General features: G+C 71.1%; 15 protein-coding genes and 3 pseudogenes. 9 read left to right on the top strand and 9 right to left on the bottom strand.

What is annotated here, in order from left to right; all coding sequences use genetic code 11:
- The first annotated feature begins 35 nt into the window (after window positions 1-35).
- Genes folP through VA596_RS23910 form a run of 3 tightly spaced genes read left to right on the top strand, consistent with a single transcriptional unit; the run spans window position 36 to window position 4172 of the window.
- On the top strand, window positions 36-839 hold the full coding sequence (folP, locus tag VA596_RS23920; RefSeq protein WP_323330184.1) for a dihydropteroate synthase: 804 nt from the start codon (window positions 36-38) through the stop codon (window positions 837-839).
- Window positions 811-2913: an aminodeoxychorismate synthase component I gene (gene pabB / locus VA596_RS23915; protein WP_323330182.1), complete on the top strand. Its 2103-nt coding sequence runs from the start codon at window positions 811-813 to the stop codon at window positions 2911-2913. Before folP ends, pabB begins: the two co-directional genes overlap by 29 nt.
- The gene (locus VA596_RS23910; protein WP_323330180.1) at window positions 2910-4172 is read left to right on the top strand and encodes a bifunctional folylpolyglutamate synthase/dihydrofolate synthase; all 1263 of its coding nucleotides are present in this window, start codon (window positions 2910-2912) and stop codon (window positions 4170-4172) included. The genes pabB and VA596_RS23910 overlap by 4 nt, the downstream gene beginning before the upstream one ends.
- 39 nt (window positions 4173-4211) lie before the next feature.
- Here VA596_RS23910 and VA596_RS23905 read toward each other — a convergent pair whose 3' ends face one another.
- The gene (locus VA596_RS23905) at window positions 4212-4835 is read right to left on the bottom strand and encodes a nitroreductase family protein (RefSeq protein WP_323330178.1); all 624 of its coding nucleotides are present in this window, start codon (window positions 4833-4835) and stop codon (window positions 4212-4214) included.
- Between the two features lie 28 nt (window positions 4836-4863).
- Between VA596_RS23905 and VA596_RS23900 the strand changes: the two genes are divergently transcribed.
- Window positions 4864-5559 carry a TetR/AcrR family transcriptional regulator C-terminal domain-containing protein gene (locus VA596_RS23900; protein ID WP_323330176.1) on the top strand — a complete coding sequence of 232 codons (696 nt, stop codon included), beginning with the start codon at window positions 4864-4866 and terminating at the stop codon, window positions 5557-5559.
- On the opposite strand, the gene VA596_RS23895 is transcribed toward VA596_RS23900, so the two are convergent.
- On the bottom strand, window positions 5495-5866 hold the full coding sequence (locus VA596_RS23895; RefSeq protein WP_323330174.1) for an LLM class oxidoreductase: 372 nt from the start codon (window positions 5864-5866) through the stop codon (window positions 5495-5497). The two genes, VA596_RS23900 and VA596_RS23895, sit on opposite strands and share 65 nt — an antisense overlap.
- Before the next feature lie 55 nt (window positions 5867-5921).
- On the opposite strand from VA596_RS23895, the gene VA596_RS23890 reads away from it, so the two are divergent.
- Both VA596_RS23890 and VA596_RS23885 read left to right on the top strand, forming a co-directional pair.
- Window positions 5922-6134, top strand: a complete 213-nt coding sequence (locus VA596_RS23890) for a hypothetical protein (RefSeq protein WP_323330172.1) — start codon at window positions 5922-5924, stop codon at window positions 6132-6134.
- 1103 nt (window positions 6135-7237) lie between these two features.
- Window positions 7238-7675 (top strand): hypothetical protein, encoded by a 438-nt coding sequence (locus VA596_RS23885; RefSeq protein WP_323330170.1) that lies wholly within the window; start codon window positions 7238-7240, stop codon window positions 7673-7675.
- A 312-nt stretch (window positions 7676-7987) separates the two neighbouring features.
- On the opposite strand, the gene VA596_RS23880 is transcribed toward VA596_RS23885, so the two are convergent.
- On the bottom strand, window positions 7988-8407 hold the full coding sequence (locus VA596_RS23880; protein WP_323330168.1) for an STAS domain-containing protein: 420 nt from the start codon (window positions 8405-8407) through the stop codon (window positions 7988-7990).
- Here VA596_RS23880 and VA596_RS23875 point away from each other — a divergent pair.
- Window positions 8340-8666, top strand: coding sequence for a DUF4832 domain-containing protein (locus VA596_RS23875; protein ID WP_323330166.1), 327 nt, complete (start codon window positions 8340-8342; stop codon window positions 8664-8666). The genes VA596_RS23880 and VA596_RS23875 overlap by 68 nt on opposite strands.
- An 83-nt stretch (window positions 8667-8749) precedes the next feature.
- Here the strand turns inward: VA596_RS23875 and VA596_RS23870 are convergent, their stop codons facing one another.
- From VA596_RS23870 to VA596_RS50685, 5 genes and pseudogenes are all read right to left on the bottom strand, one after another.
- Entirely contained in the window at window positions 8750-9307 is a 558-nt protein-coding gene (locus tag VA596_RS23870; RefSeq protein WP_323330165.1) for a hypothetical protein, read from the bottom strand.
- Window positions 9308-9333: 26 nt separating this feature from the next.
- On the bottom strand, window positions 9334-10017 hold the full coding sequence (locus VA596_RS23865; RefSeq protein WP_323330163.1) for a hypothetical protein: 684 nt from the start codon (window positions 10015-10017) through the stop codon (window positions 9334-9336).
- Window positions 10017-12317, bottom strand: coding sequence for a glycoside hydrolase domain-containing protein (locus VA596_RS23860; RefSeq protein WP_323330161.1), 2301 nt, complete (start codon window positions 12315-12317; stop codon window positions 10017-10019). Before VA596_RS23860 ends, VA596_RS23865 begins: the two co-directional genes overlap by 1 nt.
- A 231-nt stretch (window positions 12318-12548) precedes the next feature.
- Window positions 12549-12878: pseudogene (locus tag VA596_RS50690) on the bottom strand (BTAD domain-containing putative transcriptional regulator); the annotation flags it as partial.
- A gap of 64 nt (window positions 12879-12942) precedes the next feature.
- Window positions 12943-13242 (bottom strand): hypothetical protein, encoded by a 300-nt coding sequence (locus tag VA596_RS50685; RefSeq protein WP_410171919.1) that lies wholly within the window; start codon window positions 13240-13242, stop codon window positions 12943-12945.
- A 158-nt stretch (window positions 13243-13400) separates the two neighbouring features.
- On the opposite strand from VA596_RS50685, the pseudogene VA596_RS23850 reads away from it, so the two are divergent.
- Window positions 13401-14465: pseudogene (locus VA596_RS23850) on the top strand (HAD-IC family P-type ATPase); the annotation flags it as partial.
- Between the two features lie 31 nt (window positions 14466-14496).
- On the opposite strand, the gene VA596_RS23845 reads toward VA596_RS23850, so the two are convergent.
- Window positions 14497-15621, bottom strand: a complete 1125-nt coding sequence (locus VA596_RS23845) for an FAD-dependent oxidoreductase (RefSeq protein WP_323330158.1) — start codon at window positions 15619-15621, stop codon at window positions 14497-14499.
- Between the two features lie 451 nt (window positions 15622-16072).
- On the opposite strand from VA596_RS23845, the pseudogene VA596_RS50680 reads away from it, so the two are divergent.
- Window positions 16073-16333 (top strand): annotated as a pseudogene (locus VA596_RS50680) (hypothetical protein); the annotation flags it as partial.
- Between the last annotated feature and the right edge of the window lie 337 nt (window positions 16334-16670).

The following is a 16670-nucleotide window of genomic DNA, read 5'->3' as shown; positions in this document are numbered from 1 at the left end:
GCCGGACCGGCCCCGGCGCGAGACCGGGAGGAACCATGGGTCCGCGGATCGCGGGAATCCTGAACGTCACCCCGGATTCCTTCTCCGACGGGGGACTGTACGACGAACCCGGCGCGGCGATCCGGCGGGCGGAGCAACTGCTGCGGGACGGCGCCGACATCATCGACGTCGGCGGGGAATCGACCCGGCCCGGTGCGCGACCGGTCGGCGAGGCCGAGGAGCTGCGCCGGGTGCTGCCGGTCGTGGAAGCGCTGGCGGGACGGTGCGAGGTTTCCGTCGACACCACCAAGGAAAGCGTGGCGAGGGCGTGCATCAAGGCCGGCGCGAGCATCCTCAACGACGTGTCCGCCGAGCTCTACACTGTCGCCGCGGACCTCGGAGCCGGCTGGATCGCCACGCACAAGCGCGGCACGCCCGCCACCATGCAGGACGACCCCGGATACGACGACGTGCTGCGCGAAGTCACCGGCTACCTCGTCGACCGGGCGGAGAAGGCCAAGACCGCCGGGGTCACCCGGCTGTGGATCGACCCCGGGCTCGGGTTCGGCAAGCGGCCGCGGCACGACTACGCCCTGCTGCGCGGGGTCGGCGAGCTGGTGGCGACCGGCTTCCCGGTCTGCGTCGGCGCCAGCCGGAAGTCCTTCATCGGGCACGCCACCGGCCAAACCCGGCCGGAACGGCGGGTCCCGGGGTCCGTCGTGGCAGCGGCCTGGTCGGCAGCCGCGGGCGCGGACCTGATCCGGGTCCACGACGTGCGAGCGACCCTGGACGGGCTACGCGTGGCGAGCGCCATCACGGGGGACACCTGGCATGAACACCCTGCTCATCGACAACCATGACTCCTTCACCTACAACCTGCACCACTACCTGACCGAGATCAACGGCACCGAGCCGGTCGTCGTGGAGAACGACGACCCGCGGTGGTCGGCGTCCTTGCCGGACGGTTTCGACAACATGGTGATCTCTCCCGGACCAGGAACCCCGGAGCGCGCCGAGGACTTCGGCGTGTGCGCCGCGGTCGTGCGTGCCGCGCGGCTGCCGATCCTCGGGATCTGCCTGGGGTTCCAGGGCATCGGGGTCGGCTCGGGAGCCCAGGTGCGTCGCGCCGCCGAGCCCCGCCACGGCCGCGTCAGCATGGTCGGGCACCCGGGCACCGGCTTGTTCGCCGGGATCCCCTCGCCCTTCCGGGCCGTGCGCTACCACTCGCTCGTGCTGGACGGGATACCGGATTCCCTCGAGGTGACCGCACGAGCCGAAGACGGCGTCCCGATGGGGATCGCGCACCGGCGGCTTCCGTTGTGGGGGGTTCAGTTCCACCCCGAGTCGATCCACACCGAGCACGGCCGGTTGCTGCTGCGCAACTTCCGCGATCTCACGCACGCGTGGTGGCGCGAACACCGGCGGGTGACGCCCGGCGGGCGCGGCCGGCCGGTCCTGCGGCCGGTGAAGCCCCGCCCGGCCCCGGAAGCGGCGCCGGCCTTCCAGGTGGCGGTTCGCACGGTCCCCACCGGCTGGGACGGCGAACGGGCCTTCCACGAGCTGTTCCGGGGCCGGGCGTCGGCGTTCTGGCTGGACAGCGCGTCCGGCGGCCGGTTTTCGATCATGGGCGACGGGACCGGCCCGTGGGCGCGGACCGTCACCGCAGATGTGGCGGCCGGCACGGTGACCGTGACCCGCCGTGGCGGCGCCGGCCCGGTGCGGGAGACCATCGCGTCCGGGTTCTTCGACTGGCTCGACGCGGACCTCCGGCGGTACCGCGTCACGCGCAAGCCCGATCTCGGCACCGGCTTCGCCCTGGGCTGGGTCGGCTACCTGGGGTACGAACTCAAGGCCGAGACGGGTGGCACGGCCGCGCACCGGTCGGCGATCCCGGATGCCGAGCTGGTATTCGCGGACCGGGCGGTGGTCCTCGACCACCGCGAGGGCACCACTCACGTTCTGGCCCTGGTCCCCGAGGAGGACCCGGCGTCGTCCGCCGCGGCGCAGGACGCCTGGCTGGACGAGACCGTCGAAAGGCTCCGCGCGGTCGCCACCACCGCCTTGCCGCCGCCCGAGCCGATTCCGCGCGACGTATCGCTCGAGCTGCGGTACGACCGGGAGCCCTACATCAAGAAGATAGCCGGCTGTCAGGAGAAGATCGCGATCGGCGAGTCCTACGAGGTGTGCCTGACCAACACGGCGGTGGCGCGTGGCGCGTTCGATCCGTGGGAGTGCTACCGCCTGCTGCGCCGGATCAGCCCGGCGCCCTTCGCCGCCTTCCTGTCCTTCGGCGACACGAGCGTGCTGTCCGCCTCACCGGAGCGGTTCCTCCGCGTCGATTCCACCGGCCGGACCGAGTCCGCGCCGATCAAGGGCACCCGCGCCCGCGGCTCGACGCCGGAGGAGGACCGGCTGCTGGCGGCGGAGCTGGCCGCGAGCGAGAAGGACCGCTCGGAGAACCTCATGATCGTCGACCTCGTCCGCAACGACTTGAGCCGTACCGCCGTGCCGGGGTCGGTGACGGTTCCGAGCCTCTTCGCGGTGGAGAGCCACCCGACCGTGCACCAGCTGGTCAGCACGATCACCGCGCGCCTGCGCGAGGGCTGTTCCGCCGTCGACTGCGTTCGCGCGGCGTTCCCCGGCGGGTCGATGACCGGTGCCCCGAAGCAGCGCTCGATGGAGATCATCGACAGCCTGGAGGACGGTCCGCGGGGGATCTACTCGGGCGCGATCGGCTACTTCTCCCTCACCGGAGCCGCCGACCTCAGCATCGTCATCCGGACCGCGGTGGTGCGCCCGGGCGAGCTGTCCTACGGCATCGGCGGCGCCGTCGTCGCGCTTTCCGACCCGGACGAGGAGTACGAGGAGACCGCCGTCAAGGCGATTCCCCTGCTGCGGCTCCTGCACACCGGGTTTCCCGGGAGCCGGCGATGACGAGCACGGCGCGGCTGCCCGCGGTGCGGTACCTCCTCGAGGAACTGACTCCGGTGAAAGCGTTCGACGGCACCGGAATCGAACGCGTCCGCGCGCTGCTCGGGCGTCTCGGCAACCCGCAGGACGTGCCGCGGACGGTCCACGTGGCGGGAACCGCGGGCAAGGGCTCCGTGTGCGCCTTCCTCTCGGCGATCCTGACGGCGCACCGGTTCCGCGTAGGAGCGCACCTGTCACCCCATGTCCACAGCGTGCTGGAACGCTTCCGGATCGACGGCACCACGGTCACGCCCGAGCAGTTCACCGCCGGCGTGGACCGGCTGCGCCCGGCGATCGCCGAAACCGAGTCGGCCGGTGACGGCCGTCCTACGTTCTTCGAGGTCACCACCGCGCTGGCGTTCGACCTGTTCGCCGGCCGGGTGGACTACAGCGTGATCGAGACCGGGCTCGGCGGGCTCCTCGACGCGACGAACACGATCACGCGCCCCGACAAGCTGGCGGTGCTCACGTCCATCGGCTTCGACCACACGGAGGTGCTCGGCGGCACCTTGCCGGAGATCGCGGCGCAGAAGGCCGGGATCTTCCCGCACGGGGGTGCCGCGATCAGCGTCCGCAACAGCCCGGATGTCGACGCCGTCCTCGTCCGGTCGGCCGCCGACCGCGAGTGCCTGCTGGACTTCGTCGACGGTGCTCTCGACGTGCGGATCCCCTTGGGGCTGGCCGGGCGCCACCAAGCGGTCAACGCGCTCGTCGCCGTGCGCGCGGCCGAGTTCCTGGCCCGTCGCGACGGCTGGACGGTGACGGCCGGCGCGATCGCGCGGGGACTGGCGTCGGCGCGGCTGCCCGGTCGCTTCGAAAGGCGGACCATCGGCAACCACACCGTGGTTCTCGATGGCGCCCACAACCCGCTCAAGCTCGCCGCCGTGGTGGCCACCGTCCGGGAGCTGTTCGGTTCACGGCCGGTGCCGTGGGTGCTGGCGGTGAAGCCGGACAAGGACCTGGCTGCCGTCATCCGCACGATCGCCCCGCTCGCCGCTCTCGTGATCGCGACGGAGTTCACCTCCGGCGGTGGCGACCACCCCGAGACACGGGCACGTTCCGCCGACGAGATCGCCTCGGCAGCCCGGGCGGCCGGCGTCCCGGCGACGGTCGAGCGGGACCCGGCCGCCGCCCTGTGCCGTGCGGTGACGTCGGCCGAAGACGACGTGCCGATCATCGTGGCAGGCTCCTTTCACCTGCTGGCCGCGATCGGGCCGCCGTGACCGCCTGCCGGATCGTGCCCGGGGTGGAACCGGTCCTCGTCACGCGTCCGGTGCCGTGCGCTCCCAGGTGTCGAAGTAGACGGTGGTCGCCAAGCCGGGGCGGGCGGCGGGCCGGAAGTCGCGCTGGGTGGTGTACGCGACGGCCAGCAGGCTGATCTGCTGCACGTCGTCCGGGATGCCCAGCACGGCGGCGACGTCCGCTTCGTGGTCCTGGAGGTGGTAGCCGCAGATCGAGCTGCCGAGCCCGCGGGCGCGCAAGGCGAGCTGGAAGCTCCAGATGGCCGGGTAGGCGGAACCGAAGTAGGCGGACTGGGAGAACGTGTCGGCGGGTGGGCGCCCGATCATGCAGGGGATGGCCAGCACCGGCACGCGCTCGAGGTTGCGGACGAGGTACTGGGCCGACTCGAGTGCGCGCTTTTCGACGAGGTGCCCGTACTTCGCCCACGACGCTTCGGCGGTTTCGCGGTTGTACCGGGCGATTTCGGCCTTCGCGCCGGCGTCGCGGACGAGCAGCCAGCGGAACTGCGCGGCCATGCTGCCCGCTGCCGGGGCTTGCTGGGCGATGCGGAGGCAGTCGTCGAGCACGCTCTGCGGCACTTCGCGGTCGAAGTCGAGTTTGCGGCGGACCGATCGGGTGGTGGTGAGCACGGTTTCGGCGTCCATACTTACACTGTATGCGTACACTGTAAGTATGTCTTTGACCCGGGAGAAAATCCTCGACGCGGCGTTGCGGCTGGCTGACGAGCAGGGGTTGCCGGCCCTGTCGATGCGCAAGGTCGCCGCCGCGGTGGGGGTCGAGGCGATGTCGCTCTACAACCACGTCGAGAACAAGGGCGACCTGCTGGACGGGCTCACCGCGCGGATCTTCGAGGAAGTCGCCCTGCCCGACCCGGCGGAGCGCTGGGACGAGCGGCTCCGCTCGCTGGCCGAAGGTCTGCACGCGAGCTTCTCCCGGCACCCGGTCGTGGTCCGGGCGCTGGCGGCGCAGGACGCGAATCCACGCTCGGCCGGCGCCTTGCGCGTGATCGATGCGGTGGTGAAGTCCCTGCTGGACGCCGGTCTGTCCGACGAAGCCGCGGCTCGCGGCTACCGGTCCCTGCTGGGGATGCTGTTCGGCTCGGTGCTCGTCGGTACGACCGCGACCGGCGCCGGTGCGGAGCGGGCCGAGCCGGTCGTGGCGTGGTTCCGCCGGATGGTGACGGCCGAGGAGCTGCCGAGCCTCCACCGCGTGCTGCCCGCTCTGGAGGCCGGCGACTGCGTCCAGGACTTCGAGTACCAGCTCGCGGTGTTCACCGCCGGCCTGCGGCCGGATCCCTTGCCGCTCAGCGGTTCCAGTGCTCGGCGAGCAGCTCGTAGGACCGGACCCGGTCCGCGTGGTCGTGGGTGATCGTCGTGATGACGAGCTCGTCGGCGCCGGTGGCCTCCTGCAGCTGGCGGAGCCGGGCGGTGACCGTGGCCGGCGAGCCGGTGAGCTGGGTGTCGACGCGGTCGGCGACCAGCGCGCGGTCTTCGTCCGTCCACGCGTGCGCGGCCGCTTCTTCCGGCGTGGGGAACGGGATCGCGCCCTCGGCGCCCGAGCCCTCACCGACACGACCGCCCAGCCTCCAGCGGACCGCGGCTTCGACCTTTACCGGGCTCCCGAGGTCCTCGACGCCGACGCGGTGCACGCGTTGCTCGGCGAGCCGGGTGCGCACGCGTGACGGTCGAACAGGACGGTTGCGTCGCACCGGAAACCGGCCGAGAGTGATCTTGGCGGGAGGGAGTAGCAAGACGGTCCTGCAGCCGTCGCTCGAGGCCGGCGGCAGCAGTGACGAGGAACTGGAACGGCGGGTGGTCGAGGGCTTCTGCGCGACGTGGCGCGATCTGCGGCGCCCCCTGTGTCCCCGCCGCGGGTTCCTCGGGGTGCTCAGCCACGCCGTCGCCGAGAGCCTCGCCGATCTTGATCCGCCCCCAGGACCGTGAAGGGCTGGTTCTGCATCCACATGGAGGAAGTTCGGGAGCTGAGGCATTTCTGGCCGCGAAGCTGGGTATGTTGTGCGCGCGGGCCCGGTTGTTACCTCCCCCTCGATGACCGGGCCCGCTTCCAAGACCTGGGCCGCCGGCGGATGACGAGCCGGATCACCACCGGATTCCGGTTTCGACCGAGGGCACGGTCACGGACACCGATCCCTTACCAGCCGTCGTGGAGGCCTTGCGCGCAGGCTGATGCTCACAGGTTCGCAACGGACTCGGCGTGCCGGCCTGGGCGGCGACAACGATCAAGCCCGAGCACGGCGATGAACGCTCGGCGTGACGTCGTGGGCGGCCGTGACCATCTGCTCGTGGGATCTGCTCGCACCGCTTCACCCCTCTGCCCCGGGACACGAGCGCTGTGATCGTCGCGCGGACAGCTCGGGAAGGCAAGATCGCTTGGTCGTGCTGGTGACACAGCAGCCGCACCCGGTGCCGCCGGCCCGGAAGGCGTTCGCCGGACACGGCGTTGTGCTCGGCGTATCAGGTGACGGCGGGCGCGACGTTCGTGCAGCTGACTCCGCCGCCGGTGCGGGGTCGTGCTCGGCGGGGTGCTCGCGCAACCGGTCGGGGCGGCGACGGCGATTGCGTGGGCGGGGACCGCGGGAGCGCTCGCCGCAGCCGCGGTCTGGTCGCGCCGGGAACCGGCGGCGATCTCAGCTGTCCTCCCCGCTGAATCCTGACCTCGAGATGCTCGTGGTCTCAGGTGGGCCCTGCCTTTCCGTGCGGTGACAGATACCGGGGAATGGTCTCAGTCGCCTGGGCACGGCGTGAGGATCGGCGGTATCAGCGCCCGGTCTCTGCCGAGAACCTCCGGAAGGCTCTGGGGGCAGAGCGAAGCATCTCCGCGTAGGGGACATTCGGGAGGCGGTTCTCGGACCGCAATATCCGTTGATCGGCGACCACCGGCCGAGGGATGTGGTGTTGCCGTCCGGTTGACTGCTGCGTTGTTTCCCGAGTGATTCGTGTATGCGGACGCAACCGCTTCGCGGGTTCGGGCGTGTACCCGCCGAAGGCTCCGGACCGGCCGGGGCCCCCGGGGAGGGATCCGGCTCATGATCCGACTTCTGCTGACTGGCGCGGTGGCCGCAGCCGCGCTGATGACGGCGACGACGCTCGCTGCCGCGAGCCCAGCCGCCACCTGGCCGAACGACACGTTCATCGTGTGCGTCCCGGTCGCGCCCTGTCCCGCCCAGTCCAACGGCGGCATCGTCTGGAGCGATCGCTCGGCGCTGGTGAAGGGGCAGATCAGGTCCTTGTCCGGTTCCGGAACGACCGTTTACTTCGAGGCCTACGCCGGAAGCACCAAGGTTGACAGCGACACCCGTACCGCGCGCCCAGGCGAGGACGTGCCGTTCAACGTCTCGCTCACCACGAACGTGGTCGGCGGCTTCGACCGGGTGAAGATCCAGATCTGCCTGCCGGGACCGAGCCAGTGCAGCGAGCCGCTCCACGCACACCGCGACGCGGTCGCGGAGCAGTTGGTGGGCTGAGCGCTTCGACAGCAGGAGCGGTCCTGTCTGCTGCCGGCACTTTCACGGCCGTACTCGGTCAGCCGACTTTCCGGTTCCTCGCGTGTCTCCGCTGTCCACCAGGTCGCCGCGGTCGATCGCGCCAGCAAGTCTGGAGCTGATCGTCCTGTAGCGATCCTGAATTTGGTCGTGGACTGGCCTCGCTGGGTAACGCGATGCCAGGTGGCAGCGACTTCGCCGAGTGATCGACCTGTTTGGCGTGATCGTCAAGGCCGGCACGGCCTCCGGTTCGCGCCGGAAGTCCCGTCGTGAAGTTCGCCAGGACGGTCCGGTTCAGACCGCAGCCGTGTGTGTTCTGGCGGTGCCATCGGCGCAGCTGCGGCGGCGGGTGGAGCTGACCGGTTCCCGGGGCGCGGGTTCAGCGTTGGGATCGGTGACCAGGTACCGATAGAGGCCGGTGCGCCGCAGCATGAGATCGAGCCGGTGGGTGCGCGCCTGCAGCCGCAGCCTTGCACCGGCCGTCGCGGCGTTTCGATGGATCATCGGCAGCGTGGACAGGCCGGAGGAGTCCGGGAAGCCCCGTTCGGCGAAGTCGAGCACCGGCGTGCGCAACCCGGCCTGGGCCGGCGCCGTGGCCGCGAGGTCCTGCAGCGCACGGGCCCGGGCGAACTCCAGGTCACCGGCCATGTCGATGCGCACGGTGGCCGCGTTGATCTCGACCGCTGAGCAGGTCAGGGGCAGGACGTGGTTCATGTGGTGTACCGACCTCGGGTGTGCCCGTCGATCGCGCCCGGGTGCGAGCGCCGGCTACGCGGCGGCGGCCCATCCCCGCACCGTGTCTTCGGTGCTGCGCAACACCGCCACCGGTGTGGTGACGCGGATCCCGCTCGCCGCCGACCCCCGCACCTGGCTGCCCGGCGCGCAGACCGTGACGGTGCCGTCGTCGCCGGCCCCCGGCACGTACGCGCTCTGCTGGAACTGGCCGATCCGCTCTTCGGTGACCGTGTCGTAGCGCCACCGCGGCGACGACGCGGCGGTGCCGTCGGGCTTGCGCGCGGGCCGGGTCGAGGCCGCACGCAAGCCCGATGCCGCGACTCAGCAGGGGTCGATGTGCCAGACCGGCGTCCAGTTGTAGTTCTGGTTGTTGGACTTCGCGGTGAACTTGTCGGCGATGCCGTAGTACTGCGTGTAGAAGTACGTCACCGTGCCCGGCGTCTGGTTGTCACCCCACGAGCCGTACCCGTTCCAGTTGGGCAGATCGATGCCACCACAGGTGTACATCGCAATCTGGGAACCGGTGCCGTGCGGGCCGCTGTAGACGCACAGGTACCCAGGGGCCGTCCCGCCGTCGCACGGTCCGGACGCGGCCGTGGCGCTCAGGTTCCGGGGATGGGCCTCGCCGGGCAGGGCGGCTCTGAACTCGGCGCCGGTCGCGGTTTTGACCACGTTGAGCCCGGTCTGCTGCCCGGATGTCCGTGCGAGGTACCGGTTCACCTCGCCCTGCAGCCAGCCGACCTGGCCGGCGGTCAGGCCGGCCCGTGTCCCGTCGGCCGCGAACCGCGTCGCGGCCGAGGCCGGCGCCCCGGACAGCACCGTCGCGGCGACCGCGGCCAGCGCCGCGACGGCGAACGTCTTCCGAAAACCGAACCGCATGGTGGAGCTCCTCCTGTTTCGGGTGATCAGCGCCGCTGCTGGCGCTGAAGTGCGATGGCGGCCGCCCGGCGGCCCGGCTCGGCGGGATCGACGACGACACCCGCTCCTTCACCCGGCCGGCCGGCCCAGGCCGTGATCTTGTCCGCCACCCGCAGCAGCGCCGGGTCGCTCGGCGGGACGTCGATCTGGAACCGGGATTCCTGCACCGGGACGCAGTCGGCGCCCCACCGCACGACTCCCTCGCACTCGGCGACGATGTCGCGGATGACCGCCACGCCGGGTGGGAAGTAGCCACCGGCCACGCCGTCCGGGTAGGCCGCGGGCCGGACCGCGATCGCCGTGCCCGACCGGTGGTTGCCCGCCTCCGCCGTCGACGCCACCCGATCGGCGCGGTAGCCGGTGAGCTCGTCCTGGCGGACCGTCGCGTCGACCTCGTAGAGGTAACGCCGCAGGCAATGGACCAGGATCACCGTCGCCGGTCCCGGACACAGCGAAACGGTGAGGTCACTGCCTTCCACGAGGGTCGTCACGGCCGACGGGAGCACCGGCCAGCCGTTGGCCGTCGAGGCCGCGGTCCCGTTCCGGGGCGCCGCGGACGCCGTCGCGGCCGGCAGACCGGCCACGGCCCCGCCGGCCAGGGCGAGGCTCGACAACAGCACGCGGCGGCGGGAAAGCCCCGAGCCGTCGGGGTCGGACAGTCGGATGGTCATCAGCCCTCCTGGGTGACGAGCGCGGCGAGGGTCTCGCCGAAGCCCTGGCAGAACGGATCGAGCAGGGAGTCGGGCAGGGAGTTGGGCTGGGCGGTGGGCACCCCGCCGGTCGTCTCGATGAGGTAGATCCGGCCGAGGGCGATCACGGTGTCGTCGGCCCGCAGCAGGGCCTCCCGTGCGAAGGCCGCGATACTGGCCGCGGTGCCGCCCAGCCGGTCCTGCACGAACCGCTTCAGCCTCGTGGTGTAGCCGCCGAGGAGGTGGTCCTGCATCGCCTGCACGATGGTGCGGCCACCGCGGACGGCCGTGGCGATCGTGTAGGCGGTGGAGTCCTCGAGCAGGTCCGTGAGCTTGAACGTGCCGGTCGTGTCGTCGATCCTGGCGAGCCGTTGCCGGCAGTAGTCGTACCCGGAGGCGATGCTGTCGCTGTCGCGGCGCCATTCGCCGTAGAACGTGTAGAGGTCACCCGCCCAGCCGGCGACGTCACCGCGGTTGAACGCGACGCCGGGCGGCGGCGGGATCAGGTAGGCGCCGTTGCAGGACGCGCCGAAGTGCGCCGGGTCGATGACGATCCCGTAGAACGGGTCCGGCATGTTCGCGACGTGGGTGATCCCGTGCGCGGTCGCGTACTGGATCCAGTTCTGGTCGATCGGCCCGATGAGCTGGTCGAACTGGGCGTTGTCGTAGTCCCAGTGCCGCAGGTACTCCATGACCAGCAGGTTCGGATCGCCCTGCCCGTAGCCGACGGCGGCGTCGTAGATCTGCTGGAGGCTGTCGAGGAACAGCTGGATCTGGCCGTCGCCGCCGCCGCCGACCACGGCCGTGCCCGGGTCGGTGCCCGGCTGCCAGACGTCCTTGTCGATCTGGATCGCGCCGGTTCCGGAGCCGGCGGTGGTCGTCTGGATCTGGTTGAACGCCCAGTTGGCCGGCAGCGGGAACCCGAGGTTGCCGGAGAACCCGGTCGACATGCCGGACACGAACGACCAGCGGGCCAGCGTCGTCCGGGTCACCTCGGCGCAGACGTTGCGCGAGCCGTAGACGCCGTGCAGGTAGCGCTTTCCGCGGCTCGCCAAGCCGGCGACGACGCCGCGGAAGTAGGGCACGACGTAGGCGTCGATGTCCTCCTGCGTCGCGTCGTAGTCGACCGCGAAGTAGATCACCGTTCCGGGCGCGAACCCGTACCCGGCCGCCGCGTCGTGCGCGGCCGTCGCGTCGGCGACGCCCTGGGCCTGGGTGAAGTAGCCGCGTTCGCCGCCGTTGTACTGCGAGATCGGGAACACCCGCAGCCCGCCGTCGAAGATGGTCTGCAGCTCGCCCGGCTTGATCTTCTTGTCCAGCCCGCCGGGTACCTGGTCGAGGTACCGGCCGACGGCGAAGTACCCGGCGGCCTTCAACGCGGCGGCGCGCGCCGCGGTGACCGTCGTGCTGCAGTCGCAGGCGCTGCCGGGCCGGGTCGGGTCCCCGGTGGAGACCAGCAGCTGGGCCCAGGTGGCGAAGTCTGCCTGGGACGTGAGGTGCAGCGCCGAGAAACCCTGGAAGTCCGCGACGTCGGCGGCGAGGTCCGCGTCGAACGTGCCGGTGAAGCGACCCCGGTCGTTGAACACCATCGCCGCGCTGAAGAGCTGTACCCAGATCCCGGTCGAGCCCTGCTGCACGGTGTGGACGCGCAGCCCGTTCTGGGTGGTCGGCCCGAACGTGCCCGTCGCCAGGTCGTCGCTCAGCCCGAGCTCGTACTGGATCGCCATCAGCAGGTTCTTCTGGACATCTCGGGAGAAGTGCCCGTCGCACGGCATGACGAAGAAGTCGCGGCGCGGGAGGTAGCGGCCGTTCAGCCACTGCTGGACCGCGCGCACTTCTGGGCTGCCGCCGGACACCACGACGTAGGCGTCCATGGTCAGCAGGGCCTTCATCAGCTTCGGCGAGTTCTGCGACCACGACGTGCCGAGCCCGGCGTTGGCGGTCATCCCGAGCACGGCGGACTGTGTCGTCGAGTCGAAGTAGCCGCTGATCGAGCCGGCGTTGTACCCCTTGCAGTAGCAGGCGCTCTGGACGATCTTGACGATGTTCCGGTTCGTTTCCGTGTACGGGACACCGCCACGCGCGGTCAAGGCCGCCAGCGTCGCCGGGCCGAACGACGTCGAGAGCGTGGTGATGCCGATTTCGCGCTGCAGCGCCATCGTCAGGGAGTACATCGTCGACCACCCGGTGCGGCCGTCTTCAGGGCACCGCTGGTATCCGGCGGCGGCCGTGTACGTCGCGTTGACCCATTGCTGGGCCTGAAGAACCATCTGATCGACCACTGACACTCCTCGGGCTGCGCGGCACTGCGCAGAGCCTGCGGGGGCAGGCCCGGGACCGGTCCCGATCGTCGAGGACAGCCGATCGGACCCTTGACCGAGTGGCCGGGGTCGACCTCGGCCGAAGATCCGGGTGTGGGCCGCGAAGACCGCGTCGCCCGGGAAGCCGCCGCGGAGGATGCGCTGGTGCAGTTCGCGAAGGGCCGCTCCCGGCTCCATGCCCAGGGTTTCCACCAGCCGGCGGCGGATCTGCAGGTACGCCTCCAGCGCTTCGGCTCGGCGGCCCGCGTGCGCCAGGGTCCGCATCGCCTGTGCCCACGGGGTTTCCCGCAGCGGGTTCCGTGCCGCGAGTTCCCGCAGCTCAGACGCCGCCTGGTCGCGTTCGCCGGGCTCGACGCACAGGAGATAACCACCCGCGCGGGTGAGCAACCGATCCTCCACGTCACCGGCTGTGATGTCCTGCCGACAGCCCTCCGAGCGTGGACGGGGCGATCCTGCCGCCGATGGAGCGGGTCGGCGCGGAGTTGGCCGCGCCGGACGGCGGTCGTCGGACGGGAGGGGCATCGTCTACGGCAATGGGCAACACGTGAATGTTCGTCGCCGGTGCTGATCAGCCACACAGACATCATCATGGTGATGACCGCGTTCCGCATCGAGGACCGTGACCACTGCTGTCACCGCCGGTTCCACCTGCTGCGGCTGGCGGTACGCGGTCGCGCCGAGCGGGGTCAGCGGGTGGGAGTACGCGCGGTGGTAGGTGTTCTGTATCAGGCCCGTGGTGTTCCGAAGGTGCCCGCGCAGCACGAGCGGGTCTGCGAACCCCTGCCGCGCCGGCGACCTCGGTGATCGGCAGGCGGGTCGTCTTCCGCAGGTGCCGAGCACGGACCAGCCGCCGGTGGACCAGCCATCCGCGTGGGCTCGGGCCCACCTCCCTGCGGAACCGGCGGGTGAACGCTCGTGTTGGCGCGCCGAGAGAGGCCGACCAGCCTCGACGGCTCGGCCAGGTACGGCCGCGCTCACGTGCGGGATGAGAACGTGGACGAGCAGTGCTCCGATGGAACGGGCCTGGCTGGAGAGCGGACGACGGCCGCCGACCCCCGTCCGAACGCGAGCCTGCAAGCGATCGCGCAGGCCTGCCCACCCGCGCCCGGCTGGGTCGCGAAGACGGTCGTACCGTTCTCCTCCGCCCGGAAGTGGAGCGGCGCGGACTTCGGTGAAACCGGCACGTGGGTGCTCGGCGCACCCGACGTCCTGCTGCCCGACGGCGCGGCGGAGCGCGCGAAGCCGAGCGGATCGGCGCGCAGGGGCTGCGGGTGCTGCTGCTCGGCCGGGCCGGGAGCGCCCGGCGAGGTGACCCCGGTCGCCCTGACGGTGTTGGAGCAGAAGATCCGCGGTGACGCACGCGAGACCTTGGGCTACGTCGCCGCGCAAGGCGTGGCGGTGAAGGTGATCTCCGGCGACAACGCCGCGTCGGTGGGCGCGGTCGCTCGCGTGTTGGCGCTGCCGGGAGCCGAGGCGCCGGTCGATGCCCGGAAGCTGGCCGAGGATCCCGGCGCGCTGGCCGCCGAGGTGGAGACCGGCACGGTGTTCGGACGGGTCAGCCCGGCTCAGAAGCGGGCCATGGTCGCGGCCCTGCAGTCGCGGGGGCACACGGTCGCGATGACCGGCGACGGCGTCAACGACGTCCTCGCGCTGAAGGACGCGGACGTCGGTGTCGCGATGGGGGCGGGTAGCCCCGCGACCCGATCGGTGGCCCAGATCGTGTTGCTGGACAACGCTTTCGCGACGTTGCCGCAGTTCGTGGGCGAGGGGCGGCGAGTGATCGGCTGGTTCACCATCGGCCTGTCCGCGTTCGTGTTGTCGCTGGCCCCCAACAACGACCGTGCGCGTGGCGGGTTCGTGGGCCGGGTGCTGCGGATGGCCGTTCCGGCCGGGGTGGCGATCGCCGTGGCCTGCTTCGTCGCCTACGTCCTGGTGCATCCCGGCTGTGACACCAGCCAGGCCGCGCTGATCACGTTGATGGTGCTCGCGGTGTGGGTGCTGGGGGTCATCGCGCGGCCGCACACGTGGTGGAAGGCCGGTCCGGTCTCGGTGATGGTGCTGATTTCCGGGTTGTTCTTCGTCCTGCCGGTGACGCAGCGGCTGGCGGCCCGTGCTTGGCCGGGCGACGTGCGTTTCGACCTCAGGAATTTGTCGCCTCGGGAGCGAAGGCGGGCAGCCTCTCGAGGCTGTTGCGCACGGCTTCGGTGCCGTACTCGAACATCTGCCGTTCGTAGTCGTCGATCGCGTCGAGCAGGTCTTGGCGGCCTTCGTCGGCCTTGACGAGGCAGCGGCGCAACAGGTCGGCGTCACGCAGGGCGGTGTTCGCCCCGTTGCCGCCGGTGGGGGAGGTGGCGTGGATCGCGTCGCCGAGCAGCGTGACCGGGCCGGCCGCCCAGCGCTGTCCGGGCTCGACCACCCGGATGGACAGCAGGGTGCTGTTGTCCGGGTCGGCCTGCTCGACCAGCGCGCGCAGCTCCGGGTGCCAACCGTCCATTCTGGACAGCACGGCGTCCTGCGCGGACAGGCTCTCGAGCGAGCCGTTCGGCGGCAGGATCATGGCCCAGCGCACGTAGTCGCCGATGTCGGGCAGTGAGACTTCGGGGGCCAGTCGCTCGGCGGCCTCCTTCGGCGGGGTGCGGAAGCGCATCGCGCCGAGCAGCAGGCTGACGCCGTCACCGGTGATCTTCGAGCCGTAGGCTCTGTCCAGGGAGGCGAACTCGTCGGTCAGCGGGGTGCGGCCGATGACGAACCGGACGCCGGTGTCGGTCGGGAACGTCCGCGGCGACAGCACCCCGCGGACCGCGGAGTTGACGCCGTCCGCGCCGACGAGCAGGTCCGCCCGTGCCGGGTCGCGGCCGGCGAACCGGCTTTGGACAGTGCCGTCGGCCAGCACGTCGTAGCCGGTCAGCGCGGCACCGGTGTGCACGGTGAGGCCGGTCAGCAACAGGTGACGCAGCACTTGCCGGTCGACCACGGTGCCGGTCCGGCCGGCGCCGAGCCTGCCGATCTCGGTGAGCTGCGGGTCGAGGATCAGCTGCTCCGCGGAGGCGTCCATGACGATCTCGTCCAGCAGCGCGTGCCAGCGCACCGGAAGGCACTCGCGCACCGCCCGGAAACCGGTCGGGTTCAGCACGAGCCGGTAGCCCTGGAACCGCGCGGTGATCCCGGGGTCACGCTCGAACACCTCGGCTTCGATCCCGGCGCCACGCAGACCCTGCGCGAGAGCCAGGCCACCCAGGCCGGCTCCGACAACGGACACTCGCATCCGACTACCTCCGCTTCGATGAACGAACTTAGTTCGTACTTACGAACTAGGTTCTACTTAACGAACTTAGTTCTTGTCAAGTACCGTGACCGGCATGGCCGCCGATCACCGACGCCGCCCTGGACGTCGTCGGCGAGGGAGTGCCGGCGATCCTGCTGGCGGCCGGCATCGAACCGAGAACGGCCGGCTGGACCCGCGACGCACTGTCCAACGGCGCCGGCACGAGGACCAGGAATGGGTGCTCGGCCACGAGGACTGCTGGATCGCTTCACCGCACTGCCGGCCGAGAATTCCCGCAGGCTCGACGCCACGTCGCCGAGCCGGTCGCCGGCACCGGACATGACCGCTTCGAGTTCGCCCTCGGCCTGCTCATGAACAGCTTGCAACCCGCGTCCGGCTGACCTGCCGCGGTTCCGGTGCGGGCGCACACCCCGGCGCGCCGCGGCATCCGGTGCGGCTCCCCACAATCGTCCCCGGCGGGCTGCGGAAGGCGGGCTTCTCCTGGGGCTGGGAGTTCGCGCCCCGGCTGCCGTCCGGAGGGATCTGGCGTCCGGTGTGGCTGAGCACCGAGCACCGCGCGGTCCTCACCGGGCACCGCGTCGGCGTCACGGACCTGGCGGCCGACCACTCCCGCGCCACCGAGGTCGAGCTGGACGATCCGGTGTTGTGGTGGACCCACGACCTCGGCGAGCCGGCGCTGCACGACGTCCGGATCGAGCTGACCGCCGACGGCGTCCTCCTCGACGTCGTCCAGGACCGGGTCGGCCTGCGCACCATCACCCTTGACCGCGGCGCGGACCCCGTCGAGCCTGGCCGCTTCTTCCGCTTCCTGCTCAACGACTTCCCGCTTTTCGTGCGCGGCGCCAACTGGGTGCCGCCGAGCCCGTTCGTCGGCTCCAGCGACCGCGACCTCCTGCGCGAGCGCGTCCGCCAGGCCCGGGACGGCCACCTCACGATGCTGCGCGTCTGGGGCGGCGGGGTCTACGAGCACGACGACTTCTACACCGCCTGCGACGAAGCGGGCGTGCTCGTCTGGCAGGACTTCATGT

It is taken from the genome of Amycolatopsis heterodermiae, assembly GCF_034929455.1.
Taxonomy (GTDB): Bacteria; Actinomycetota; Actinomycetes; order Mycobacteriales; family Pseudonocardiaceae; genus Amycolatopsis; species Amycolatopsis heterodermiae.
Note: the sequence above shows the minus strand (reverse complement) of the source record. Positions and strands in the feature narration are given on the sequence as shown.